Origin of the sequence: Amycolatopsis sp. NPDC051373 (genome assembly GCF_040689465.1) — a bacterium.
Lineage (GTDB): Bacteria > Actinomycetota > Actinomycetes > Mycobacteriales > Pseudonocardiaceae > Amycolatopsis.
In genome coordinates, this window is record NZ_JBFBAE010000008.1 from 193116 (window position 1) to 218331 (window position 25216).

Genomic DNA, 25216 nt, shown 5'->3' on the forward strand with positions numbered 1-25216 from the left:
CGTGGCGATCTGATTACTGGGGCCGGAAACGGCTCCGCTATCGGCACGCTCGTCGAACGAGCAACCGGGTTCGTCATGTTGTTGCATTTGCCGCACACGCACAAGGCCCTCGACGTCCAGGAAGCGATGACGACGGCGATGTCCAGGCTGCCGCGGACTCTGCGCCGGACGTTGACCTGGGACCAGGGCAGGAGATGGCCAACCACATCCAGATCGCCGCAGCGACCGACCTGGACATCTATTTCTGCGACCCGCACTCGCCCTGGCAGCGCGGCACGAACGAAAACACGAACGATCCTCGTCGGCAGTACTTTCCAAAGTTCACCGACTTGTCCGGCTACCACCCGGACTATCTCGAGTTCGTGGCTGCCGAACTCAAGAACCGGCCCCCGCAAACGCCTCGGCTAAGCGCAGCCCCGCCGAAGCACTCGAGCAGCTACTCTCAAAACCAGGCCGCAATCCACCCGGTGTTGCATCCTGAGTGCTTCCCTGGTTTGCACAGTGAGCCAGCCGTCGTCTTCGTCGTGCGGGGTTTCTTGCCCGCCGTGCGGGCTCTGCGGCTTTTGCTCGCCAGTTCCGCGTGGCTTGTCGGTGGATGCGAAAGTATCGAGGTCGCGGATCAACACGGAGACCCGCACAACGTCCTCTGGCGACGGACCCGGCCGATTCACCGAGAATCTGCTCCGACGCGAGGTACGCGGCCGTACCCGTCACCACGCCGGTACCGGTGATACGGGTCGCGAACACCTGCACGGTCTGTCCGGATTCGGCGGCGACGCCAGCATGCACGACCACCATGAGTTCGCCCAGGTCGGTTCTGAGCCGCAGCGACGCCGCACACGTCCGCGGGGGCGAGGATGGCCGGCCCCTAAATGGGAGGTGGGGCGACCATCCCCGCGGAGCAGCGCACAGGCACTGGGGCTTGCGGCGGCCTGTGCACTGCGGTCGTGAGGCCAGCCCGCGGGATACCACGGACGCCGTACGGGCCGACTCCGATGTTTGACGGACAATGGAGCGTCAGTTGTCGGTGGGCGACCTGGTCACGGGGCCCAGAGTGGACCATCCCATCGTCATCACGTCGACCTCGTCGAGCACCACGGTGCCGTTGCTGATCACCTCCTGCAGTTGAGGGAGGAACGCCCGGATCTTGTCCGCCCGGTCGATGAACAGCACGAGGATGGGCATGTGGTCGGCCATGCTCAGCACCCGTGTGGTGTGGATCATGCCGTGAAGGCCGTAGCCTTCGCAGCCGCGCATGACCGTGGCGCCGGCGAGGCCCGCTTTGCGGGCGCGTTCGAGGATTTCCCGGTGCAGCGGAGCGTGGTGCCAGACGTCGTCTTCTCCGATGAGGATCGTCATGCGCAACGCGGTTCCCGTGAGTTGCATCGTCATGCACTCCCTCTCGATGTGGGTGGCACCGCCGAACTGAACTTCGCGTCGCCCCGCGCGCCGGCTCCTAGCTCGCCCGTGACCAGCGCGCCCACGCCGGGGCCGAATCGGTGAAGCGAATGGACTCGAGCTCGTCGAGCACCACCGGCGCGGTGAGCTCGAGGTCATCCAGCTGTGACAGGAACGCCCGGATCTTCTCGGCGGAGTCAACGATGACGATCACCAGCGGCAGGTCTCCGCCGAGCGGCAGCAGACGCTGCGTGTGAATGCGCAAGTTCGCGCCGTAGCCGGCGATACCGCGAAACACATTCGCGTCGGCCAAACCCGCCCGGTGCGCGCGCGACACGATCTCGGCATCCAGTGGCCGGTGATGCCAGATGTCACTTTCGCCGAGGAAGATCGACAATCGCAAAGAACGGCTGATTGTCTTCACGACAGCCTCCCGGTCCGCTGCAGCACGCATCGACCAGGAAACCATCAGCCGGCACTTCCGGCGGTTCGGGCCACATGGGCCCCGGCGGGATCCATCGCCACGTCCAGTACATCCCCGCTGGTTCGACGGGTCAAGTAGCCATCCAGGTCGAAGCGGAGCAAAACGCCCGGGTACCGCGCGCGTGCTCGCCAATCTGGCGCGCGTGCCCGCCGAAACGCCGCAAGCTGCCACCAGCGCATCAGCGCCCGGCGGTGGAGTTCGCCGAACCCGAATCGCGGCCACTCGCCGCCAACAGCCCCCACCTGCGCGATGCAGCCAAGCGGGCCGAGAGAAGGCTCAAGGGCTTGCGGACGAACGGCGACGGTCGTGCCGGCGTGCGCGTGGCCGGTGACGTGTGGGCGGTGTTCGAGCACATCGAGCCGCACAGCGATCGACTTCCGTCCTGGCTCGACCTGACCGTGCTCGACGACCGGTTCGTCGCCTCCACCCTGCTCCGGTAGTCCGACCACCCCGGATCCGCGCTCTACGTCGCGACCGGCGACATCAACCTGCAAACCAAGCTCGCCGCCGTCGGCGTGCCGTTCGTCGAACTGCCCTGAGCACGTCGGCAACTATTGTCGAATGATTCGACATGCCGAGTAGATCGGCACAGTGTGGGTTGCATGCCGAACACCGCTCCCCCGAGCCGGCGTCCGCGCAGGCGATGGCGCTGGCGGCGCTGCAGGCGTGGGCGCGCCACCGGGATCGCCTGCCCGATGACCGGGCGACCGCGACGGCGCGGAAGATCGCCGTGCGGAGTCGATGAAACAGGTCCCGCAGACCCGGTCCGGTTACGATCGCGACGAATACCCTCCCGCTGTGTTCCAGGAAGGCGGCGACGGATCGTCCGTGAAGTACATCGACCCAGGCCACAACCGCGGGGCCAGGCGGTCCATCGCCAACCAGATCTCCGGTCTGGACAACGGCCAGCGCGTGACCATCCTGGCGGATTGACGACCATGACCAGCACCGGCACCAGCCCCCTCGCGCAGCTGCTCAACACGGCCCGCGGGTCACTCGGCCCGCGCATCGATCTCGATCTCGGCCACACCGACGGCCCCCTCGGCGAACTTGCCCGGCTGCTCAGCACCGTTAATGGCTTCACCGTGTTCAACGCCGGGATCCAGCTCTTCCGCGCCGGCCCGACCGGCCTCGGGCCCGAACTGCAGCACTGGAACTCCCCCTCCACGTGGAAGGACACCTACGGCGGGCAGGCCGACGGGTTGTTCTGCTTCGCGCAGGACCTGTTCGGCCGCCAGTTCGCCATCACCGGCAACCACGACGTCGTCACCTTCGACCCCGAAACCGCCGGCCGCACCCTGATCGGCCGCAGCCTCGACGACTGGGCTGCGTGGCTGCTCGCCGATCCCGACGTCCGCGGTGCCCACGCCTTCGCCGGCGCCTGGCAAGACCGCCACGGCCCCCTCGACCACGACCAGCGCCTCATCCCGCTGCGCCTGTTCACCACGGGCGGCATCTACCACGACACCAACCTCGCTGTCAAGGACGCCATCACCTGCATGCGCGCCCGCGGCCCCCTCGCACACACCATCCACGACCTACCCGACGGAGCCCAGGTCCACCTCATGCCCGACCAAACACCCACCAGCACCGACTCCGGCGCCGACGCGAGCCGGATCGCCTACGCCGAGCTCGACGTGTTCGCCGACTACAACAGCTTCTTCGTCCAGGACGAAACCGTCCGGTTCGACCCCGACGACTGGACCATGCCCCTCATCAACGACCTCATCGCCGGAGGCAACGGCGTGCTCGGCGTCGGCACCGCCCGCCGCACCACCGTTCCCGTCATCCTCGACGTCCGCACCACCGCCCCCGACGACAACTTCGACGGCTGGGACCACGTCACCGAAGCCGGCCTTCACACCACCACCGGCCGCATCATCGTCTCGATGCTGAACTACACCCCCAGCATCCCCCGCACCACCATCCCGCCCGGCGACTACAACGCCCGCGTCTACGCCAAAGGGTTCCGCACCATCTCCGACGACGGCCGCTTCGGCGACGACCTGTACCACCTCATCCTCTGGCCCGGCGACATCCACGAACCTCAGGTCCTCAAGCGCTACCCCGACCCCCTCCCCGGCGGCTGAGCGTGTCCGGCACCCTCGGCCCCGCTCCCGGCCGGATTGCCTACGCCGAGCTCGACGTATTCGCCGCCTACGGCAGCTTCCTCGTCCAAGACGACACCGCCCGCCCCGACACCAGCCGAGCCTTCATCACCGACCTGATGAACAACCTTGTCGCCACCACCGACGGCGCCATCAGCGTCGGCACCGCCCGCCGCCGTATCCTCCCCGTCACCCTCGACGTCCGCACCGAAGCACCCGAGGACAACCTCGACGACTGGGACCACGTCACCGAAGCCGGCCTCCGCATCACCAGCGGCCGCCTCGTCGTGTCCACATTCGACTACCGCACCGCCATCCCCCGCACCACCGTCCCGCCCGGCGACTACACCGCCCGCACCTACGCCAGCGGCTTCGACACCATCTCCGACGACCGCATCCACGGCGACGACGCCTATCGCGTCATCCTCTGGCCCGGCCCCACCGTCGAACCCCGCGTCCTCAAGCGATACCCACACCTCCCCATCCCCGGCTGACCAACGGACCCAACGGGCATGATTCTCATCGTCTGCGTGCGGCGGCCCGGATGCGTTTGGAGTTGATCGAGTACCCCGTCTCGCGCATGATGGTCAAGTTGTCGATCATGGCCTCGAGTTGCCTCTTGACGTAGCGAAATGCGGCGTCACTGACGCCGTCGTCGGCGATCGGAGCGCACGCTGACTTGTGCAGGCGGGTGAGCTGTTTGTCGATGGAGCGCATCTTCAGTGCCATCGACTGAGCGCTGCGGCCAGGGTCGCGCGTGGTGGCGTACACGTCTCCGTCGTAGACGAAGCATGTGCCCTCGTCGGCGCAACGGTAATCGCGCACGTGCGCTTTGCCGTTTTCGAACTGGCTTCGCGTGAGGCGCATGGTTTCGCGGATCTGCGTACCCCTGATGCCGACGTCGCCGGCGGCTACGACCGCCGACCACACGCGGTTGGCGGCCTCCGCTGCAGGCATAGGGTCGTGGTGGTTGTTCATGACTCGCCTCCGAGCAGCTTGGCCAGCGCTTCGTCCATCGACGTGTCGCCAGTGTTGATCACGGTCTCGGCCCAGCCTGCTGCCGCCCGCACGCGCTCGATGCTCTCCAGCAGCGTGCGCTTGGTGTTGTCGTCGTATTCCGCGACGTGAAGGGTGGGGATCATGCGTTGCATCTGCGTGTAGAACGTCGTGCAGGTGCCCAAGAGCTCGAGCACTTCGCGTGGTGCCTCCGAGTAGCGCACCTGCGCTGCTCGGCGCGGTGGAGCTGCGGGCGCAGGCTCTTCGTCGTCTGGGACAGACTCCACGTCCTCGTCGATGGCGTAGTACGCCGGGCGATCGGCCTGGCGGAGAATGTGCCGCGCGGACGGATCCTCGAGAACCTGCTGGACCACTTCAGGCCGCCGCAGAATGTCCTTAACGGCAAGGGCCGCATCGTCGTTCTCACGTACAAGGTCTCGTACCCGGTCCACCCGCTCCTGGGGCGTCACCGGATGCAGAGGGGTACGGCCCGCCGCCCGCAGCGCCTCGTTCACTGTCCAGCGGCGCTCACCACTCACCGGATCTACCCGTGGCGTTGAGATCTTGCGGAAACGGCTTGGATGAGCTGACAAGATTTGGTGAATCGTGAAGCTCACGTCCGGATTCCGCTTCCTCTCCGGCCAAGCGATCGCCACGTGCCGGTACTGCTTCAGGGTGCTGGCAGCCAGCCCAATCGCTGCAGCGTAGGCCTGCAGCACCACCTCGACACCATGATCTTCGAAGTCGTGCTGCTGCTTCGAGATCATGGCCAGGGTGATGTCACCCAGCTCGAACTGAACACTTGCCTTCGTCCGCACCAGGACACGACCGCGTCGGACCCAACGGTCCCACTGCCGTGCGGTGAACATCTCGGGGCGCGTCATCTCTTACCTCCTGTCGAACCTGCTCAACAGGGGTGCCGCGCCCTCCGCGAACCTGCGCTGCACAGCGCGAGCCACGGGTGCCGCAACACCCGCTGGCTGATCCTCAACAACCGGACCTCGGTCTCCTCACATGCGCTACTACGGCGCGCCAGGCATGTCAGTGTGCCTGGGATCACACTTGGTCACAAGTTGTGGTCAGCAGCGACCGCCGCACAAGGTGACGTTGGCAACCGCCGGCGCTGATCATGCCGAGGTCGCGGTTGCTCGAAATCCTCTCTGAGCGCCCGTAGGCGATCCAGCTCCGGTCATTGCTGACACCTCGCTACAGGCGATGACCCGGTCAAGCAGGACAGACCGAGGGCCTCCAGGCGCGGCAACTCGCCACAGACGGCAATAAACGCAACCTCATTTGAGGCGTGGTCTATAGTCGCCTCAGACCAAGGAGGCAGCTTGACCCACGCGCATGCTCTGCCGGACCCCGACGACCGCGATGTGTGGCGGGCCTGGGCCACGCAGCACCTTGAACCTCGTGACCTCACCGTAGAACTCCTGCACCGGGTGGCCGAGAACAGCCAGCGCAAGAGGGACGGGACCAGCCCGCTGGCGCCTGCACAGACTCCCGGCCAGGACCAGTGGAGCGAGGCTGTCGTCAGCTTCCGCGAGCAGACAGGCTGGGACCGGGATGAGGAAGGCGGCCTATCCCGCACGTGGCACCCGTCGCACAACTTCTACGTAGTGGTCCGCGCCGGAGATGACAGCACCGGCCTGCCGGACTCCTGCCCGACCCCGAAAACGGGTCTGCGCACGGTTCTCCGGGACCTCATCGACGAGGTGCCCCGCATGGTTCCGCTGTTCGATGTCACCGACGCTGGCAAGCCGATCCCGTCGCCATGTGGCCAGCCTGAACTGTGGCTGTTCATGTTCTCGTTCCGCGACGGCATCCTCTACTCGGAGCTGTCCAGGCCGGCACAGCGGGCCGAGGACAAGATCACGAAGTACCACCAACGGATCCCGCTGCCACCGCTGCCGTACACGCGCAGTAACACTAGTGTGATCATCACCCCTGACGATGAGCTGGACACCGGCCCAGACATCGACATCCAGCCGATCTAGCGCTAGAAGCGGAGTTCTCGCGTGTCCGTCTCACCGTCACGTCTCACGATGGCGCGAAAGCTGCGCGGACTGACACTGGCTGAGCTTGGACGCATAACCGAACTCAGCCCGCAGACGATCAACCGTTGGGAGAATGACCATCAGGAGCCGACACCGGAGTGCCTCGACCGCCTGGCCGAGGCACTCCGGCTGCCGGTCGAGTTCTTCACACAACCGGAAATCGAGCCGATCCCAGTCGACGCCGTGAGCTTTCGGGCTCTGACCAAGACTCCCGCATTCCGGCGCGAGGCCGTGCTCGCAGCCGGCGGAATCGCGAGAGAGATCGCAACCTGGATCTCTGAGCGGTACCGCCTGCCCGCCCCCGACGTGCCCTCGCTCAACCTGCCATCTGACGCTTCGCTTCACGACATCGAGACCATCGCCCTGCGCGTTCGCAGCCAATGGAACCTCGACCAGCGGCCGATCCCCAACATGGTGCATCTCCTCGAAGCACACGGGGTCCGAGTGTTCTCTCTGGTGCAGGAAGTCCGCGACGTCGATGCGTTCTCTTTGTACATCGAGAGCGAGCCGTTCATCTTCATCGACACCAGCAAGACCGCGGAAAGGCAGCGCTTCGACGCAGCCCACGAGCTCGGGCACCTTGTCATGCACCAGGGGCGGGAGCGAGTCCAGGGCCGAGAAGCCGAACGGCAAGCCGATCGATTCGCCGCAGCGTTCCTGATGCCCAGGACGGACATCCTGGCGCACGATCTGCGCAACGCCAGCCCCGACCAGCTCATTGAGGCCAGCCGCCGGTGGCGGGTGTCGGCCATGGCGATCACCCACCGCCTCAGCGAGCTGGGCCTACTCACCGAGTGGGGCTACCGGAGCACCTGCGTCGAGCTAGCGAAGCGCGGGTACCGCCGAAGTGAACCCGGCAGCCAACTCGTCCCTGAGTCATCCCAGGTTCTGGAAAAGGTCTTCGCGCACCTGCGGGCCAACGGATCCGGCGTCAAGGCGATCATCGACAGCACGAAACTCACGCACGAGGAGTTCAACAGGCACATCTTCGGGCTGGCAAAGACCGTGAGCCTGCGTGGTGTCACCACGGGGGCAGCTGCGGCACCTCGGTCGCATCGCGACCATCTGCGCGTGGTCAGCAGTCACCCCTAAGCATGGCCCCAGCGCCCAGCACGACGTCCTCGTCACGACTCTCCTCGCCGTGCAGCCACGTCGCGAGGTGCGGGCAGCGGTTCGGCGATGGCCCGATCTGCCGTGCGGTGTTCGGTCTCGTGAAAAGGGGCAGTCTGGCGCCAGTCGATTAGCGACACGATCTCCGGGGCGTGGCCCGGGCCGGGCCGGGCACGATGAGCTCGATCTCGTGAAACAGCTCCGAGCGCGAGGCCGACGAGCACCATCAGAGATTGGGCCAGGGCCCGCAAAAGTGTCGATGTCCGTTACGCTCGTCGATCCAGCCTTCACGGACCACGCCCAGGGGGATTGTTGATCAGCGACGCTCAGCTCATTCTGGGTTTCTCTCGGCACCTGACCGCTTACGCGGTGTCGGCAGTGCACGCCGAACTGGAGACGTTGCGGTTCGCCGGGCAGGTGTACGAGATGGCATGGCGGCTGCGTAACGCCCAAGTTACCTCGGCCGAGCGGGTACGGGCCATCGGTATCGAAGCCAAGATCGGGCCGTTGGATCTTAACCGGTATGTACTGCCTGCGATGGAGCAGCTGGGCTGGGTTCAATGCGACCGGCGAACCGACGCGGCGCTGGTCAGCGTGTCAGCCTTCGTCCCGCCGAACGCTGCGCTGTTGGGCGCGACGGATCAGCTGCTGGGCATGCTTTTTGCCACGGCGACACAGCGTGCCGCGTTGGAGATCATGCGGGCGACCTCCATTCAGCCGCTGGAGCGTCAGGCGGCTCTGCAAGCGGGCTCTGGGCACGGGGATGAGGCTGCCGAACTGGCGCTGAGCTGCTTGATCACCGTCAATCTCGTGCGCGAGGTGCAAAGCGAGGACGGTCGCGCGGTGGTTTTCAATCCGAATATCTGGGTCGGTGACGCCGAGATGGTGACGGCGGCGCTCCGCACTGAGGACGCGCGCGTGCAGCGGGAGGTCGGAGCGCTGATCGAGGAGGTCATGGCCTCGCCCGGTATCCCGGAGGAGCACGTCAAAAGCACTGAGCAGCGGTGGATCGACTTCGCCGTCAGCGCCGGCTTGGTCGAGCGGTCCCAGGTCGTCGCCAACAGCGATAAGAAACTCCTCTTCACGCCACACCTGCATCGAGACCCGTTCGGTACCGACCCCCGCGACCCGTCCGGCCACATCCGCCAGCTCGTCGGCAGCATGATCTACGCATCGACGTTCGCGTCCTGGAAGCTCACCAGCCCCGGCGCGTTCCTGCACGTCCTCATCCGCGACGGCGAAGCCGGCAACCACGAGCGCATCGCGGAGGACTACGCGATGCTCGAAACTGCGGGAACCATCGAAGTGGTAGGCGACGGCCGTCATGCCCGGATGCGCCTCCTGCAGGCCGATGTAGCGGAGCAGGCGCTCGCGATCCTCGACACGCGCGGCAACACCGCCGGCGGCGAGAATACGACTTTTGCGGGGATCGGTGAGCAACGCTCATACAACCACCTGGAACGCGAGCGCGCCCAGGTCGCCAACTCGGTCGTACTGGACGACGCCGATTCGCGGCGGTTCATGTCAGCACTGCGCGACACGACGGCCCGGAGGAACTTCTAGTGGCGGCCACCCGGACCAATCGCACCCGCCCCGAGGACCCAGGCGCTGACCTGGAACGCCGCGTAGGACGCCTCGAGTTCGCCGAGGGCGCCCTAGCTCGCCTGCGGGTACCGCTGCGGGTGGCCGCCGATCGAGGGCGCGAAATCTTGACCGACCTCGACGTGCTCGCGATCGACATCGACGCCCGATTGCGGACGAGCTTGTCGGTTTTGGAATGCAAAACCACCAAAGGACAGTCAGGCGAGCCGGACCGGCTGTTGTGGCTGTCCGGGCTACAGCGCCTGACCGGCACCCAGCGGGCCGTCCTCGTCCGCCAAACCATCACCCGCCGGGGCCGGGCCATCGCCCAGGCGCTCGATCTGCAAATCATGGACATGCAGACCCTCGCCTCCAGGGAGCAGGGCCACGCCTGGGTACCCGAACGATTCGCCCACATCCAGGGCGAAGGCTGTGAACACGCGGAGCGCCGCACCGACACCCAGCTCAAGGGACTCGACCACATCCCTGGCGGACTGGTGGCGTTTCTACGTGCCGATAGCTTGCTGGCCGACTCGCCCGAATGTCTCAACGCACTGGTTGCGCTGAACGCCGCCACAAACCAGAGCATCGTCCCGAATCCGACTGGCCTCGTCCTCACGAGCCACGCCCTGATCACGCTGCTGCTGGCCGCCATCCGCGACGCCTCCCGCCTAGACGTCGTGCCGGCCGGCAACCTCCAGGAACGGGTCGCCCGCGCCGTCACCCTTGGTGATCCTAACAACGACCAGATCCTGGCGATCCTCAGTCAGGCAGACGAACTCGTCCAACACCAAGTCCGGCGCATCCACGACAGCTACACCAAAGTCGGCGCTACCCGGCAAGACATCGCTGTTGCAAGCCTCAAATCCATCGTCACCGAACCACCCGCCTGGCTCGACCGCTACATCGACCTGGTCACCAAGCTTCGCACCAATCCCGCAATCGCGCGGGACCTCGTCCAGACCGCCGAACTGGCCTGCTTCGACGCACGCTGCGGCGACCACGCCTACACCGAGCCCGCCTTCGACCGCCTGTTCACTCCCGAACACCGATACCTGTTGGTAACTGCGATCAAGGTGCTACGCGACATCGTCGGCGACCAACTCGCCGACACCATCGGGGAATTCGACGACCTGGACTTCCGCCGGACCGCACCGATCATCCCCAACCGGTCCGCCGTGCAGGCCGAGCCCGCTAGCTCCGCTCTCGCGCACGAGGCGCGGCCCGCCGATTAGCTCCGTATCGGCAAATGTGTGCCCGGCCACGACGCCCTAACCAGTTCGTCCAGTGCGTTCTTTACTGCACCAGATGGCCTCCCACCCGGGGCGTGAACCGTCGTGATCAGACCAAACTGCTTGACATGATGGGCGGGCAGGTAGTCCTCGACCATCCCGCGCAACCGACGAGTCCAGGCGTGGTGCGAGTGTGCCTGCCGCACGTTCATCCGTCGTCCTCGTCGTCTGGGCTGGAGTAGACAACCGGTTCGAGGCTGAACCGGATCGCGCTGCCACGTGCCGTCGCGTGGGCGGGCGCAATCGGTCGACGCCGGGCGATAGAAGCCTGCATCCATCGGGTGGCGCATCGCGATTGCCGTCCACGACACGCCGAAGTACCATTTAAGCGCGACACGTCGCGATGAATTACACCGATGTAGTCCACAAGTTGTACTCAGGCCTGACCTGCAGCTTTGCTTCGTCCGCGAAGATGTCCACATTTTGTCGACAGCGCGTTGATCCCGCGCACAGCAACGTGCCCGCAGTATCCCCAGGTTGTCCACAGATGGATCAACAGGGTGATTTGCGCTGGTCGAAGCCGCGAGTCCACCATGGCCCCCAGAACGCGCCGAGCCATAAGCGCAGGAAGGTTAGCCTCGCCCCGATTCGCACTGGCTGTGTCGGGGCAACGGCCGCAAATCGATGAGATTTCCCGCGTCAGGGGGCGCTGCAGAGTGAGGGAGCACGGGTGTGATGAAGCCGGAGGTACAGCGGAAGTGTGACCGGCGGGCGGGTGACCTCCCGCTGACCATCTGGGCCTTGCTGCCCTACACGGTTAGCGGCAAAACGCGCACCTACAACATGGTAAAGCTCATCAAAGCGGTCTCGATTGCCATAATCTGCGTGCTACTGGTCATCGCGGCGGTCATCGGTGGCGCCCTGGTCGCCACTGGACACGTCGCCGACGGACTCCTCGTGGCCGGCAGCGCTGTGGGTACTCCACTGGCCAGTTCTGTGGGCTGGAAGACTTTCATCAAGACGCGCGACTACCTACGCGGGAGACGAGAGTACCCGGCTGCGACTGAGCTTCGCCCCGTCGACGGGCCCGAGCGGGGAGCCGCATAAAGGCCAGCCGGTAGCCGAAAATCCGGCGGGAACCAAAGCTCTGCTCCCGGCCGGCACCCATGGCCGTCCGGCAGAGAGCGAGGTGCATGCGCCGGTGCGGCTGTTGCGATGTAACGATGATGCCCCCCGGCACGACTGTCGCTCGAGAGGGTGATCGTCGTGGAGGAGATGCTGTCAGGAGACGATCTGGCTCCCTACCGGGTGCCTCCGTTGGGATCGTGCTGGTGGTGCGGAAATGACGGGCCCCTGACGCATGAGCACAAATTCAAGAAGGCAGATCTCAAACGCATGTGGGGCGACGGCCCGGCACCGGTATGGGGCGACAGCACGCGAATGCGCCCGATCAAGAGCGCACAGCGGTCGAAGGACGTTCGCTTCACCCCAGGTCTATGCGCACCCTGCAACAACGCGCGCAGCCAGCCGTTCGACCGGGCCTACGACGTGTTCTCTGGCTTCCTGTGGCACAGGCCGAGCGTGTACAACGGCGATGTCCTGGACCTGTCCGACGTTTACGGCGAGAACTGGTCCACCCAGACGCGTTTGCTGGTGGGGTATCTCGCAAAGCACATCGCGAGCAGGATGGCCCACGACGGTTATCAGATCCCGGCCTCGCTGCCGGCATTCCTCAATGGCGCCGACCGGATCGGTGATGTCGAGATCGTGCTGTTCAAAAGCCGCGAGATTCACCAGCGAGAGTCCGAGTTGGACCGTAACGGTATCGACGGCCGCAGCCTTCAGCTCCTCCCGGCCGTTGGACGCGCGAGCCGATCGAGACGACAGCTGGAAATGTACTGCAGCGGCCTGACGATCAGCTCCGTCGGAGTGATGTACCGCTGGAACCTCGGCGCGACGGAAGCGAACTCGTTCCACCACCAGAGGCAACCGCCCCTGCACTGGTACCACGACCTCGCCTAACGCCGACGGTGTCTCGACCGTTCGGGCTATCTCTAGCCCGCGTGACGTCCGATCTGGATACACGGGACCCGACTCGCCGGAGTCGTTCCCTGCTGACGCTGACTGTCCACCTGGCGCCTGGCTGCCAAGTATCCGACCTCTCTGCGGAGGGCGAATGATTCGGCCGTTTCCTGATGTACCTGCACGGGCACATTCTGCCCAGCAGTACCAGTACCCACCTTTCCTGCCGGGCAATTGTCCGGCGGCCGCGTCGACCCCGCCGATGATTCGGCGCCAGTGTGGCACCGCACGAGAGTTTCATTCCCGAGTTGGCCGCTCGCGTGTCGTCCAAAGCAAGCCCGACCACCGAGAAGCAACACGCCAGGTCAGACCGCAAGAACTGCCCCGCTGAGCACAGCAGGAAGAACGGAGACATAACGGAGCCCAGAACGGCCATTAGCAACCGCAAACATGATCTTGAAAGCAAGAAAGCTGCAGGTAGAAGCCCTGCATTCGAACGTTGCTTCAATATCACCGCGATCGAACCCGCGGGCTTTTAATCTTCGGGTCCAGGGTTCGAGCCCCTGGCGGCCCACCACTTTCCGCAGGTCAGAGCCCTGAAACAGGGGACTGGTGATCACCGGGCAAGCCCGCGCAGCCCGGGCGACCGGCTCAGTGCCGCCGCGAGTCGGCAGTGTCACCTGGAGCGGAAGGCGTTGATCTGCTGCCAGACGGTGTCGTGTGGCGCGTCCTGATCGCCGAGGTCGCCAAGTGCCTCGACCGCCTCGATCGCCGCTGCCGCGCGGCGACGTTGGTCGGGGTGCTGCTGCCAGTAAGCCTGCGGGACTTTCAGCACAGCGGTGAGCAGGTCGCCGGGATAGAAGTCACCTTCGGCCAGTGGGTTCTGCTCGAGGTGGGTCAGCGCAACAGGCACCAGTACATCGATGCTCTCCCGCTGGAGCAGCAGCACGCGGAGGTCTTCGGCGTCCATGGCACCCACCGGCTTGGTGCGCAACTCGTAGACCGTCTTGATCAATCGCGTCGCGTCGGCTGGCGGGTTGCCCCAGCGGAGGCCTTCGATCTGCTCGAGGGTGAGCGATTCGTCAACATCAGAACTGGAGCCCATAGCTCCTCGTGTCAGCTGCGACTCGTTGCGGTTGTACTTGAGGCGGCTATCCGCGTAATACCGGCTGCTCACGATAGTCGAGCAACCGGCTTGTCTCACGACAGCATTCGTCGGCTCGTCGCCGGCAAAGGCGAGTGGATACGCTCCGACGCCTCGACCGCCGAGATCGAGGGTGGAACGCCGCGAGTTCTGCCGACGACGGCTCCCAGTGTTTCGGATGGATCGTCGCTGTTGACCGGTGATGTTTGGGCGCGGAGGCTGGATCTTCCGTATTTTGCAGAACCGCAACACCTTGCACCCGACCGCGATTTCGTGGAACAAGAGCCCGTGAACCGGCAAGTCGACCGGGGATAGTCGCTGATTGTCAAGCCTGGCAGCGCCAATGGCCGGCGCGGTAAGATCATTCGGTGCCGAGCGTCGCGAAACAGAAAATGGGTGGGCTGTTCCGGCATCGCAATTTCCGGCATTTTTGGCTGGCCGACGCGATCAGCCAAGTCGGCACCAGGGTGAGTGGAACGGCGATCTCGCTGCTGGTCGTGATCACGCTGCACGCCTCGACGTTCGAGGTTTCGGTGTTGCGGACGCTTCAGACGTTGGCGTACTTGCTCATCGGGCTGCAGGCGGGGGCGTGGTGTGACCGGGTGCGGAACCGGCCGGTGCTGGTGGGTGCTGATCTCGGGCGGGCGGTGGCGCTGGGGTCGATTCCGGTGGCCGCGGTGTTCGGGGCGCTGACGATCTGGCAGGTGTACGCGGCGGTTTTCGTGGCGGGCGTGTTGACGGTGTTCTTCGATGTGGCGCACCAGTCGTTTCTGCCGAGGCTGGTGCCGAAAGCGGATCTGATCGAGGGAAACGCGAAGCTGAAGTTCAGCACGTCCGCGGCCGCGTTGGTGGGGCCCGGGTTGGGTGGGCTGCTCGTGCAGTGGCTGGCGGCACCGGTCGCCGTGTTGGTCGACGCGGTCAGTTACCTGTGGTCGGCGGCGTGGTTGAGCACCGTGCGGGTGCGGGAGGTCGTCGCGCCTGAGCACCGGGAGGCGACGTTGCGGGCGCAGATCCGGGAGGGGCTGCGGCTGGTGCTGCGCCACCCGGTGTTGCGGGCGATCGCGCTGAACAACATGGTGTCGGCGTTGTTTTCGAGCGCGTACTTGGCGATTTCGACGTTGTTCCTGGTGCGGGTGATCGGGTTGTCGGCGGGGGCGGTGGGGCTGTTGGGGAGCCTCGGTCTGGTGGGGGCGTTGCTGGGGTCGGTGCTGGCCAGGCGGCTGAGCAGCAAGGTTGGCGCGGCTCGGCTTCTCGTGACGGTCGCGGTGGTGGAGGGGCTGGCGTACCTGCTGGTGCCCCTGACCGGGCCCGGGTGGCAGCTGGCGTGGTACGTGGTGGCGGGCCTGTTCACGAGCACGTGCGTGATCATCGTGATCGTCTTGCAGGTCAGCTTCCAGCAGACGCTCTGCCCGGATCACCTGCTCGGCCGGATGAACGCCACGATGAACTTCCTCTACTGGGGCGCCGCGCCCGTCGGCAGCCTGCTCGCCGGCGTGCTCGCGACCGGCATCGGGTTGCGACCGATGCTGTGGGTGGCGGGCGCAGGGATGCTGCTCGCTGCGGTGCCGCTCCTCGCGTCGCCGCTGCGGAGGATGGTCGACCTGCCCGCGGGTGAGGACCAGCCCGTGAGCCGGTGAGTGATGGCCTCCACGCGATCAGGCAGGGCCGCCTCCAACGATCCAGCTCAGACGCCGGTGCTGTTGAAGCGCTCGCGGAAGGCCGTGGGGGTCACGCCGAACTCGCGGGCGAAGGCGCGGCGCAGCGACGCCGGCGAGCCGAAGCCGACCTGGCGCGCGATGGTGGCGATGGCGTCGTCGCAGGATTCGAGGCGGGATTTGGCGGCTTCGACGCGGACCTGTTCGACGTAGTGGGCCGGGGTGGTGTCGAGCTCGTCGCGAAAGAGACGGTTGAGGTGGCGGACGCTGAGGCCGGCCGTGCGGGCCATGCCGGCCAGCGAGTGGGGCGCCGCGGGGTTGGCGGTGATGGTGTCGAGGAGTTTGCGCAACGGCTCGTGCCGCGGGTGGGTGGTGCTCGTGCGGACGCTGAACTGCGACTGCCCACCAGGGCGCTGCATGAACACGACCATGTCCTTCGCCGCGGCGCGCGCGACGTCGGCGCCGAACTGGCACTCCACCAAGGCGAGCGTCAGGTCGATGCCGGCGCTGACGCCCGCCGACGTCACCACCTTGCCGTCCCAGACGAAAAGCGCGTCGGGCTCGACCGTCGTCGTCGGGAAGCGCGTGGCGAGCTCGCCGGTGAAGCGCCAGTGCGTGGTGGCGCGGCGGCCGTCGAGCAGGCCCGCGGCGCCCAGGAGGAAGGCGCCGGCGCAGATGGACGCGACGCAGCCCGCCCGGGCCGCGAGGTCGCGCACCGCGTCGACCATGGGCGGCTCGAGGACGGTCGACGCCCAGTCCGCGCCACCGGCGACGAGGAGGACGTCGCAGGAGCCGGTGACGTCGGCGATGCGGCCGTCGACCGCGAGGGCGGTGCCGTTGGAAGTCGCCGCGGGGCGGCCGTCGGGTGAGACGACGGTGATGTCGTAGCGCGCGCCGAAGTCGTTGGCGGTGGTGAGAACTTCCAGCGGCCCGGTGAGGTCGAGCAGCCGGACGCCGTCGTAGGCCAGCACCACGACCCGACGCGCACCGTTCGACGGGCTCACCCGCCACCTCCGTTCAGGGTCGGTTTCGATGCTAGCCGCGGCTTCGGCAGGAAGACGGCCGCGACCAGCGTCGTGAAGGCCATCACGCCGGCGGTGACGGCGAAGCTCAGCGCGTAGCCACCGGCGGCGGCGTGGGCGCTGTCGGCCCCGGCCGAAAGCAGCGACCGGGTGTGCGCGTCACCGACGGCGACAAGCGTGGCCAGGCCCAGTGCCATGCCGATCTGCTGCGAGGTGTTGTTGATGCCGCTGGCCGTACCCGCGTCGGCGCCCGTGGTGCCGTCGACGCTGGCGATCATCCCCGAGATCACCGCGAAGCCGGCGCCGAGCGGGAAGAGCAGCATGCCGATGAGGACGTCACGCACGCTGGAACCGCCGACGTCCACGCCCGCGAACATCACGAACGCGGCGGTGAGCAGGAGCAAGCCGAGCACCATGACGGCGCGCTGCCCGATGCGCGGGATGAGGCGGGCCGTGAGCCAGCCGGTGAGCATGAACAGCGGGCCGATCGGCAGGAACGACAACCCGGAGTACAGGGCGTTCAGGCCGGCGACCTGTTGCACGTACAGCGCCATCGTGAAGAACAGCACCCCCATGGCCGCGCTGAACGTCAGCAGCACGAGGTTGCCGATCGCGCGGCGGCGCGACAGCAGGAAACCCAGTGGCACCAACGGGTTGCTCGCCTTGGACTGCCACCAGCCGAACGCCAGGACCAGCACGACACCCACCACCGCGGCCCACCGGCCGGCCGCGGCGAGGAGGCCGTAGACGATCAGTGTCAGACCCACGGTCGCGAGGACGGCGCCCGCGATGTCGGGGCGGCCGCGACGCGGGCTCCGGCTTTCGGACACCAACGCGGGCGCGCACACGAACGCGACCACCGCGATCGGCAGGTTCACGAAAAACACCCAGCGCCACGACAAGTACGTGACCAGCACGCCGCCCAGCACCGCGCCGAGCGCGGCACCCAAACCGCGCAGCACGCCCCACGTCGACAGGGCGCGGGCGCGTTCGGCGGGTTCGGTGAACAGCACCGTGACCAGCGACAGCGCGGCGGGCGCCACCAGCGCGCCGCCCACGCCCTGCAGTACGCGGCTGATGACGAGCATCGCGGGCGTCACCGCCACGCCGCCGATCGCCGACGCCACCGCGAACAACGCGAGCCCGGCCAGGAACACGCGGCGCCGCCCGAGCGCGTCGGCGATCCGCCCGCCCAGCAGCAGGAGGCCGCCGAACGGGAGCGTGTAGCCGTTGACCACCCAGGAAAGCCCGACGTGGGAGAAGGCGAGGTCGTGCTGGATCGGGGCGAGCGCGACGTTGACGACGGTGGTGTCCAGCAACAACATCAGTTGCGCCACGGCGAGGACGATCAGCCCCCACCACCGCCTCCGGGCGGCAGTGGCGGACGCCGTGCTGGGCAACGCTGAGGACATCGAAGGCACTCCCAAGACACTCCACGGGCCAGGCCGCGAGTTCCCGCGGCATCGTGGCGGGGGCGGCGCCGTCCGGAGCGCGCAAGTAGAGGAGAAGCGGGCCTTCGAGCGCGGCCGTCAGCTGCAGGGCCAGCGCGCGGATCCCCGGGACGTCGGGGCAGGCCTCGCGCAGCAGCACCTGCACGTGCAACAGCGACGGGCTCGCGGAAACCGGGATCGGCTGCGCCGGGTCGAGCGCCGCGCGGGCCAGCGCCGTGCGTTCGATGAGGAACTCCATGCGCGCGTGGCCGAAGGCAACGAGGCGTTCGACGGCCGGCGCGCCCGGGCCGAGCGGGGGCGGGCCGTTGAGGATCCGCTCCTGAAACGCCGTCTCCTCCACGTCGAGCAGCGCGAGGAAGATGCCCGCGCGCGTGCCGAAGCGGCGGAAGACGGTGCCCTTGCCCAGGCCGGCGCGCTCAGCGAGGCCGTCCATCGTGACCTTGTCGGCGCCGAGCTCGTCGACCATCGCGCGCGCGACCTCGATCAGGTGCGCACGGTTGCGGGCCGCGTCGGCGCGCTCCTCGCGCGGGCCGCCCAGGGGGATCGCAATGGGTTCCACGAGCGGCACGCTACCCGTCGCAGGTCACCGCAAGATGGCCGTCGCGAGATCCCACAGCGCATGCCCGGGCCGCGGCGCGAGAAGATCGCGTTACTGGCCGGGGGCAGTTCCGACTACTTCGTGCGCTGCGAGCAGGACCCCAGACAGCAACCCCAAGTGACTCCGAGGAGCGGTTGCGGCTTCTGGCTACTTTGGACAGTCCGGTCGACCGCGTGGCGCCGCTTTCTCCGGCCGCCGCGGCGGAGTGACTCAGCGGTCGGACACCGTCGTCACGAAGCGCGTCGCGATGTCGCGGAGTTTGGTGTTGGTCGTCTGAGATTCGACGACGAGGCGCTGCATCGCTTCGTCCGCGTCGATGCGGTGGATGGCCATGAGCATGCCCTTGGCCTGCTCGATCACGGCGCGGGTCTGCATGGCGTGTTCGAGCTGCTCGGCGCGGGCGCGCGCGTCGCGGTAGCGGTGGTGCGTGCGCAGGCCGAAGGCGACCATCGTGACGTAGACCTTGAGCAGCTGGCCGTCCAGCTCGCGGAAGCCGTGGTCGCCGAAGCCGAAGAGGTTCAGCGCGCCGGAGAGCTCGTCGTCGACGCGCAGGGGGGCCGCGAGGTAGCTGCCGATGCCGAGCTCGGCGGCGACGTCGGTGAACTCTGGCCAGCGACGGTCCGCGGCGGGCAGCGAGAGACGCACGATCTCGCCGGTTTCGGCGGCCTGCAGGCAGGGGCCTTCGCCGGCGGCGTACTGCGCGGCGTCGACCTGTTCGGCGCGGGGATCGGTGGTCGCGGCCGTTTCGCCCTTTCCCGAGCGGATCACGGTCACGCTCGCCATGTCGGCGCCGGGAACAGCGCTCACGGCTTCGGCGCAAATCACCTCGAAGAGAACGGGTTCGAGCCGGTCGTCCTCGAGGGCCCGGGTGAGCCCGCGCATGGCCTCGGCGAGCTCGTCGAGCTCTTCCGACATTTTCGTCTCCTCATCCACTCCGCCTGTCTCCTGTCGTATGCGTGCGGGCGAGCTGGGTGGCGGATTGGGTTGCGTCGAACGCCTCAGGGGGAGAGGGCTGACAATCTCGGCCGGGTCAGTCCCAGCCCGGATCGCAGCGGCCGCGCGCTTCGGCGTCGACCGCTTCGCGCAGAGCCGACCGCAACTGCACGCGCGCGAGGACCCCTCGTACGGCGGTGTCGCACGGCGCCGTGCCGTCCTGGGCGGTCATGCCTCCAACCGTCCTCCTGAAACCGGCCGAGCGCCACCTCGGCAACGCGGTGAACTCGGCGGCGGTCTGCGGGTTGCGCCAAGGCGGGGACCGAATCGCTCGAACATCCGCAGTACAGCCCCGTCGCGAACTGGGCGCGCGCGGTGTTCAACCGGGAGCTTCCCCTCTTCACCGACTGACGGGCGTCGGTCATCAGGGGGAACCTCACGCGGACGCGGAGAGCACTTCCTCGGTTTCGTCGAGCCACGTCGTGAAGACCGTCTGCGCCGCGCGGGCCAGCGTTGGGCCGTGGGTGGCGGCGTCGGCGCGGAGAGTGCGGGGGTCGACGCCGGCGGTGGTGAGCTCGAAGGTGTGGCCGATGAGCCAGGGTTCGAGGCGCGTGTGGTCGGCTTCGAGGTGGAACTGGAGGGCGAGGGTGCCCGGGGCGGGGCTGAAGGCCTGGTGGGGAAAGCCCGGGGTTTCGGCCAGGGTCGTCGAACCGGCGGGGATGGCGAGCTGGTCGCCGTGCCAGTGGAGGACGGGGACACCGTCCAAAGGGGACAGCACCGAGTCGCGGCCCGCGGGTGTCAAGCCCAGCGGGGAGTAGCCGATTTCCTTCTTGCCGGTCGGCGTGACGTCGGCGCCGAGGGCGGCGGCGATGAGCTGGGCACCGAGGCAGATGCCCAGGGTGGGGCGGCCAGTCGAGAGCCGCGTGGCGAGCGAGGCGAGTTCGTCCGGCAGGAACGGGTACAACGCGGTGTCGTCGACGCCGATGGGGCCGCCGAGCACGACCACGACCTCCGGGGCGGACAGCACCTCCGGCGTGATCGGGTCGACGCCGGCTTCGAGGTAGTCGACGGTGTAGCCGCGGGCGAGCAGCAGCGGCGACTGTTGACGAGTCCCTCTGTTACCTGCCCGCCGAAGAAGCCCTCCGCCGGTTCAAGGATCGCACCCTCGCGCCCAGCGAGCTCATGGCCGCCGTGATCGACCGCTGCGAAGAGGTCAACCCGCACGTCAACGCCATCACCAACCGGTTCTACGACCAAGCCCGGCAGCAGGCGGCCGACGCCGACCAGCGCTACCGCGACGGAAGCGCGCGCCCGCTCGAAGGAATTCCCTTCGCCGTCAAGGAACTGCACCCCGTGAAGGGCGTGACGACTTCGTGGGGCTCCAAGATCTTCGAAGGCGTCGAGGCCGACCACACACTGCCGGCCATGCAGCGCATGTTCGACGCCGGCGCCATCATGCACATCCGCACCACCACGCCGGAGTTCGCCCACTGCGGCCACTGCCACAGCCCGCTCTACGGCATCACCCGCAACCCATGGAACCTCGACTTCAGCAGTGGCGGTTCGTCGGGCGGGTCGTCCGTCGCCGTCGCAACCGGCATGGCCGTGCTGGCCGGGGGTGACGACGGTGGTGGCTCGCTGCGCATGCCCGCGTCGTCGTGCGGGATCGTCGGGTACAAGGCGCCGTTCGGGCGCAACCCCTCGGCGCTGCTGGACACGATGTTCGAGGCCATCGTGCACGTCGGCGTGCTCGGCCGGACGGTCGGCGACGTGGCGCTCGCGCAGAACGTGGTCTCCGGGCAGCACCCGGACGACATCACGACGCTGCGCGAGCGCGTGACGATTCCCGCTGGTCCCGGCTCCGTGGACGGCCTGCGGATCGCGTACTCGCCGGACCTCGGTTACGTCGAGGTCGACACCGAGGTGGCGCGGCTGACCGAGGTCGCCGTCGCGAAGCTGGCCGACGCCGGCGCGATCGTCGAAGAGGTGGACCTCGGCTGGAACGAGAGCACCTACGACGCCTGGGTCACGCACTGGCAGGGACTGTTCGCGACCATCGCCGGGGAGCACATCCCGCAGTGGCAGTACAAAATGGACCCGTTCGTGCGCCACCTCATCCTGCAGGGCCGGCAGCTCGATCACGTGCGGGTGAAGAAGACCGAGCTCGTCCGCACGGAAATGTGGACGAAGCTGTCGGCCGTCTTCGCGAACTATGACCTGATGGTCTGCCCGACGCAGGCCGTGCCCGCGCTGGCGGCGAACCACCAGAACGACGACAAGTCCTTCACCGTCAACGGAAAACCGGTCGACGCGTACCTCGCGTGGGCGCTGACCTACCCGTTCAACCTGCTGGGCCAGCTCCCGGTGCTCACCGTGCCGTCGGGCATCAGCGAATCGGGCGTGCCGACGGGGCTGCAGATCGTCGGCAAGCCGTATCACGACGAGGCGGTGTTCTCTGCGGCCAAGGCGTTCGAGGCCGTCGCGCCGTGGGCGCAGCGGCACCCGAACCTTTAGGCCACAGTGGTTTCGGACACAGTGGTTTCGGACTGAGCGGTTTCGGACTGAGTGGTCTCGGACTCGGCTTTCTCGGATTCCGTGCTGTCAGGCGTGTCGGTTTCGGGTGTTTCAGAGGGGAGCTCAACCGGGCTCCCCTCTTCGCCCGCCCGGCGCTTGCGCAGCCGCCGAACCACGAAAACAACAACGAGCACCAGCAAAACCAGCACGACCAGCAACGTCCACGGAACCGCCCAGCCACCGGCCGAGCCCGTCACCACGTCGCGCGGAGCGACGGAGCCGGACGCATCCGTGAGCAGCGGCGTGATCGACACGTCGGCGGCCACGCGCACCCCCGGAACCACACCGTGGACCGGTACCGAAACGTGCCACGTCTCCCCCGGCAGCAGCTGCGGCGAGTCCGGGATCGCGGCGGCCGGGATGGTCCAGGCGCCGAACAAGCTGGAAACCGAAGCGCTCTGCCGAGCGGCGGTGATCGCGTTACCCGTGTTGTGCAAGGTGTAGGACAGCGTGGCGTCACCCGTGCCGAACGGGTTCGCCGTGCCCGAGTAGTCGACATGCGCGTCCTCGACGGACAGCGCGGGCGTCAGGTCACCGCCCACCCGCAGGCGGATGCGGATGCCGAGCCGACGCTCGACGGTGCCCTGCTGCACCGACGTGACGATGCCGCCCAGGAAGTCGCCGGCTTTGGTGCCGGCGGGAACGGCGACGGTGAAGGGCACGTCGGCCGATTCGCCGGGCCCCAGCTTCAGGTGGTCGCTCGCCGCGCGCGCCCACGCGCCGACGCCGACCGACTTCTTGTCGCGAGCGAGGAGGTCGACCTGCCCGTCGGGCCGGGTGAACGCGTCCGCCGTGTACACGGCCAGCTCCAGCGGCGCCGTGCCGTTGTTGACGACCTTGAGGCCGTCGTGCACCTGCTCTCCCGCCTCGGCGGTGTAGCTGTAGTTGACGCGGTCGGCACCGAACTCGTTGTCCGCGGTGCTGACCGCCCAGGGCACAGTGCCCTGAGAAGCAGTGCCCTGAGAACCAGTGTCCTGGGCAGCAGTGTCCTGAGCAGCGGCGGGCATCGCCGTGGTGGCGGCGAACCCGGCGGCGAGCAGCACGGCGGCGAGCGCGCGGGTGAGCTTGGAACGCATGTGCAGTCCTCGGGCAGGTGGGCAGAACGGAAGGGGCGGCAGGGGCGGGTGCCGGCGAGCACCCGCCCCTGCCTGGTGGATCAGGCGAGTCAGCTCAACGCGGTGAGCGTGGAGCCGAGCTTGCCGAGGGTCTGGCTCAGCCAGCACGGACCGTCGTGGTCGTCGTGACCGTGACCGCCGTCGCCGTGGCCGCCGTTGCCGCTGCCACCGCCGTTGTGGCCGTCGTTGCCGTGGCCGTTGTCAGCCTTGGTGTGGATGACGACCTGGTCGACAAAGGAACCGACCTTGCCCGCAGGCGAAGCGCCCTCGTCCGGGCCGCACCACTTGACGTTGCCGCGCTCGACGGCCGCGTTCGGAGCGGCACAGGTACCGCTGCGGACTTGCTGAACCTCGAGCTTGTCGTCCCGCACCTGGACCTTCACGTACGTGCGCACGTGCTCCTGGTTCTCGACCGAGTTGGCCCAGTGGTTGTCCGGGTTCAGCGGGTCGGCGCCGTAGTTCGGGTCCTTCGTGGTGTCCGGGTCGGTGAGGTCGTAGTACTTCGACCCCGACGCGGAGTTCGCCGTCACGTAGACGACGCCGCCCGGGCCCTGCTGGACCTGGGTGGCGCCCGGCTGCTCGGCCGGGTTGGCTTTCTTGCCGTTCTTGATCACGTAGCTGCGCGAGTAGCTGTGGTCGTGACCCTGCAGAACCAGGTCGACACCCAGGTTGGAGAACGCCGTCGGGAAGTCCTGGCGGCGCAGCTGGTTGTCACCGTCGTTGGCGTGATCCGCCGGCGAGTAGATCGCGTGGTGGTACACGAGCACCGTGTACTTGGCCTCGCCGCCGTGCTTCTTGATCACGTCGGTGACGTAGGCGATGTGCGCCTCGTCCGCGTTGTTGGCGTAGGCGTTGCTGTTCAGGTCGATGAACAGCACACCCTTGTAGGTGTACCAGTAGTCGCCACCGGAGTTCGTGTTCTGCGAGCCGTTGTAGAACGGCGTCGAACGGTCGGTGTTCGGCGTCCAGAAGTGCTGCTCGTAGGCCTTGCCGCCGACGTCGTGGTTGCCGATGGTGGCGGCCCACGGGTACTGGCGCAGCTTGTCCGAGCCGAGGAACGCGTCCCAGTCCGCCTCGACGTTGGCGGACTCGACCTGGTCACCACCCGACACGAGGAGCTCGGCCTTCGGGTTGGCGGCCAGCGACACGTTCAGGGTGTCGGCCCAGCCGGCGCCGTCCTTTGCGACGTCACCCGACGAACCGATCTGCGGGTCACCGTAGAACAGGAAGTCGAAGTCACCCTTGAAGGACTGCGTCTTGAAGGAGTACGTCGGCGACCAGCCGTCACCGTTGCCGATGCGGTAGGAGTACGCCGTGTTCTGCTGCAGGCCGTCGAGCGTGGCGTGCGCGTTGAACCCGCCGTTGACCGCGTTGCTGCCGACGACCGCCGCGAACTTCTTGGCGTTGGTGGGGAACTTGCCGTGGTTGAGCCAGTTGGTCGGCACCAGTTCGACCGTCTGGTCGGCATTGGTCGCGGTGTACCACGACAGCACGCGCTGCGATTCCTTGGCGCCGACACCGAGGACGATGGTGTTCGCCTTGGCCGGCGGGGTCGGCGTCCACGTCGCGGCAGTCGCCGAACCGTTGCCGAACGCCAGCATGAGGCTCACGCCCACCGTCGCGATGCCGAAGGCGAGGTTCCGCCCGGATCTGGAAGGTTTCATCGGATGTACTTTCCCTTTCGGGTAAATGGGTCGGGAAGACCGATTGATAGCGTTTCCGCCCATGGTGTGCGT

The 25216-nt window shown here is 67.2% G+C and carries 23 protein-coding genes and 3 pseudogenes; 13 read left to right on the forward strand and 13 right to left on the reverse strand.

Annotation, left to right across the window (positions count from 1 at the left end; all coding sequences use genetic code 11):
* Positions 1-3: 3 nt before the first annotated feature.
* Positions 4-481, forward strand: a pseudogene (locus tag AB0383_RS17065) (IS30 family transposase); the annotation flags it as partial.
* A 536-nt stretch (positions 482-1017) separates the two neighbouring features.
* Here AB0383_RS17065 and AB0383_RS17070 read toward each other — a convergent pair.
* Both AB0383_RS17070 and AB0383_RS17075 read right to left on the reverse strand, forming a co-directional pair.
* Positions 1018-1392 (reverse strand): DUF190 domain-containing protein, encoded by a 375-nt coding sequence (locus AB0383_RS17070; protein ID WP_364179806.1) that lies wholly within the window; start codon positions 1390-1392, stop codon positions 1018-1020.
* Positions 1393-1456: 64 nt separating this feature from the next.
* Positions 1457-1822, reverse strand: coding sequence for a DUF190 domain-containing protein (locus AB0383_RS17075; protein ID WP_366187807.1), 366 nt, complete (start codon positions 1820-1822; stop codon positions 1457-1459).
* A 74-nt stretch (positions 1823-1896) separates the two neighbouring features.
* Here AB0383_RS17075 and AB0383_RS17080 point away from each other — a divergent pair, with 74 nt between their 5' ends.
* The 4 genes and pseudogenes from AB0383_RS17080 (at position 1897) to AB0383_RS17095 (ending at position 4484) form a co-directional block, all read left to right on the forward strand.
* Positions 1897-2322 carry a hypothetical protein gene (locus AB0383_RS17080; protein WP_366187808.1) on the forward strand — a complete coding sequence of 142 codons (426 nt, stop codon included), beginning with the start codon at positions 1897-1899 and terminating at the stop codon, positions 2320-2322.
* Between the two features lie 277 nt (positions 2323-2599).
* A pseudogene (locus tag AB0383_RS17085) lies at positions 2600-2815 on the forward strand (NucA/NucB deoxyribonuclease domain-containing protein); the annotation flags it as partial.
* Between the two features lie 5 nt (positions 2816-2820).
* Positions 2821-3972: a hypothetical protein gene (locus AB0383_RS17090; RefSeq protein WP_366187809.1), complete on the forward strand. Its 1152-nt coding sequence runs from the start codon at positions 2821-2823 to the stop codon at positions 3970-3972.
* Positions 3973-3974: 2 nt separating this feature from the next.
* Complete coding sequence (locus tag AB0383_RS17095; RefSeq protein WP_366187810.1) at positions 3975-4484, forward strand: hypothetical protein; 510 nt, start codon at positions 3975-3977, stop codon at positions 4482-4484.
* Positions 4485-4509: 25 nt separating this feature from the next.
* Here the strand turns inward: AB0383_RS17095 and AB0383_RS17100 are convergent, their stop codons facing one another.
* Positions 4510-4968, reverse strand: a complete 459-nt coding sequence (locus AB0383_RS17100; protein ID WP_366187811.1) for a hypothetical protein — start codon at positions 4966-4968, stop codon at positions 4510-4512.
* Entirely contained in the window at positions 4965-5870 is a 906-nt protein-coding gene (locus AB0383_RS17105) for a DUF6192 family protein (protein WP_366187812.1), read from the reverse strand. The genes AB0383_RS17100 and AB0383_RS17105 overlap by 4 nt, the downstream gene beginning before the upstream one ends.
* Positions 5871-6320: 450 nt before the next feature.
* On the opposite strand from AB0383_RS17105, the gene AB0383_RS17110 reads away from it, so the two are divergent.
* From AB0383_RS17110 to AB0383_RS17135, 6 genes are all read left to right on the forward strand, one after another.
* Positions 6321-6983, forward strand: coding sequence for a hypothetical protein (locus tag AB0383_RS17110; RefSeq protein WP_366187813.1), 663 nt, complete (start codon positions 6321-6323; stop codon positions 6981-6983).
* A 48-nt stretch (positions 6984-7031) separates the two neighbouring features.
* Positions 7032-8135 carry an ImmA/IrrE family metallo-endopeptidase gene (locus tag AB0383_RS17115; protein ID WP_366187814.1) on the forward strand — a complete coding sequence of 368 codons (1104 nt, stop codon included), beginning with the start codon at positions 7032-7034 and terminating at the stop codon, positions 8133-8135.
* 330 nt (positions 8136-8465) lie between these two features.
* The gene (locus AB0383_RS17120) at positions 8466-9716 is read left to right on the forward strand and encodes a hypothetical protein (RefSeq protein WP_366187815.1); all 1251 of its coding nucleotides are present in this window, start codon (positions 8466-8468) and stop codon (positions 9714-9716) included.
* Between the two features lie 146 nt (positions 9717-9862).
* Positions 9863-10969: a hypothetical protein gene (locus AB0383_RS17125; RefSeq protein ID WP_366187816.1), complete on the forward strand. Its 1107-nt coding sequence runs from the start codon at positions 9863-9865 to the stop codon at positions 10967-10969.
* 729 nt (positions 10970-11698) lie between these two features.
* Positions 11699-12073, forward strand: coding sequence for a hypothetical protein (locus AB0383_RS17130; RefSeq protein WP_366187817.1), 375 nt, complete (start codon positions 11699-11701; stop codon positions 12071-12073).
* A gap of 159 nt (positions 12074-12232) precedes the next feature.
* A complete protein-coding gene (locus tag AB0383_RS17135) occupies positions 12233-12988 on the forward strand; it encodes a hypothetical protein (RefSeq protein WP_366187818.1) in 756 nt (251 codons plus the stop codon).
* 676 nt (positions 12989-13664) lie between these two features.
* Here AB0383_RS17135 and AB0383_RS17140 read toward each other — a convergent pair.
* On the reverse strand, positions 13665-14093 hold the full coding sequence (locus AB0383_RS17140; protein WP_366187819.1) for a contact-dependent growth inhibition system immunity protein: 429 nt from the start codon (positions 14091-14093) through the stop codon (positions 13665-13667).
* A 407-nt stretch (positions 14094-14500) separates the two neighbouring features.
* Between AB0383_RS17140 and AB0383_RS17145 the strand changes: the two genes are divergently transcribed.
* Complete coding sequence (locus AB0383_RS17145; RefSeq protein ID WP_366187820.1) at positions 14501-15769, forward strand: MFS transporter; 1269 nt, start codon at positions 14501-14503, stop codon at positions 15767-15769.
* Positions 15770-15816: 47 nt separating this feature from the next.
* Here the strand turns inward: AB0383_RS17145 and AB0383_RS17150 are convergent, their stop codons facing one another.
* The 6 genes and pseudogenes from AB0383_RS17150 to AB0383_RS17175 form a co-directional block, all read right to left on the reverse strand.
* Positions 15817-16791, reverse strand: a complete 975-nt coding sequence (locus AB0383_RS17150; protein WP_364171789.1) for a GlxA family transcriptional regulator — start codon at positions 16789-16791, stop codon at positions 15817-15819.
* Positions 16788-18221, reverse strand: coding sequence for an MFS transporter (locus tag AB0383_RS17155; protein WP_366187821.1), 1434 nt, complete (start codon positions 18219-18221; stop codon positions 16788-16790). The genes AB0383_RS17150 and AB0383_RS17155 overlap by 4 nt, the downstream gene beginning before the upstream one ends.
* 397 nt (positions 18222-18618) lie before the next feature.
* Positions 18619-18828 (reverse strand): annotated as a pseudogene (locus tag AB0383_RS17160) (helix-turn-helix domain-containing protein); the annotation flags it as partial.
* Between the two features lie 240 nt (positions 18829-19068).
* Entirely contained in the window at positions 19069-19773 is a 705-nt protein-coding gene (locus AB0383_RS17165) for a GAF and ANTAR domain-containing protein (RefSeq protein ID WP_364171797.1), read from the reverse strand.
* 115 nt (positions 19774-19888) lie between these two features.
* Positions 19889-20023, reverse strand: coding sequence for a hypothetical protein (locus AB0383_RS17170; protein WP_364171799.1), 135 nt, complete (start codon positions 20021-20023; stop codon positions 19889-19891).
* A gap of 204 nt (positions 20024-20227) precedes the next feature.
* Positions 20228-20884: a glutamine amidotransferase gene (locus AB0383_RS17175; RefSeq protein ID WP_366187899.1), complete on the reverse strand. Its 657-nt coding sequence runs from the start codon at positions 20882-20884 to the stop codon at positions 20228-20230.
* Positions 20885-20973: 89 nt separating this feature from the next.
* Here AB0383_RS17175 and AB0383_RS17180 point away from each other — a divergent pair, with 89 nt between their 5' ends.
* Positions 20974-22305 carry an amidase gene (locus tag AB0383_RS17180; RefSeq protein ID WP_366187822.1) on the forward strand — a complete coding sequence of 444 codons (1332 nt, stop codon included), beginning with the start codon at positions 20974-20976 and terminating at the stop codon, positions 22303-22305.
* Here AB0383_RS17180 and AB0383_RS17185 read toward each other — a convergent pair.
* Together AB0383_RS17185 and AB0383_RS17190 are read right to left on the reverse strand one after the other, a co-directional pair.
* Positions 22302-23441: a DUF916 domain-containing protein gene (locus AB0383_RS17185; RefSeq protein ID WP_366187823.1), complete on the reverse strand. Its 1140-nt coding sequence runs from the start codon at positions 23439-23441 to the stop codon at positions 22302-22304. The two genes, AB0383_RS17180 and AB0383_RS17185, sit on opposite strands and share 4 nt — an antisense overlap.
* Positions 23442-23530: 89 nt before the next feature.
* Positions 23531-25144, reverse strand: coding sequence for a metallophosphoesterase family protein (locus AB0383_RS17190; RefSeq protein WP_366187824.1), 1614 nt, complete (start codon positions 25142-25144; stop codon positions 23531-23533).
* Positions 25145-25216 lie beyond the last annotated feature (72 nt).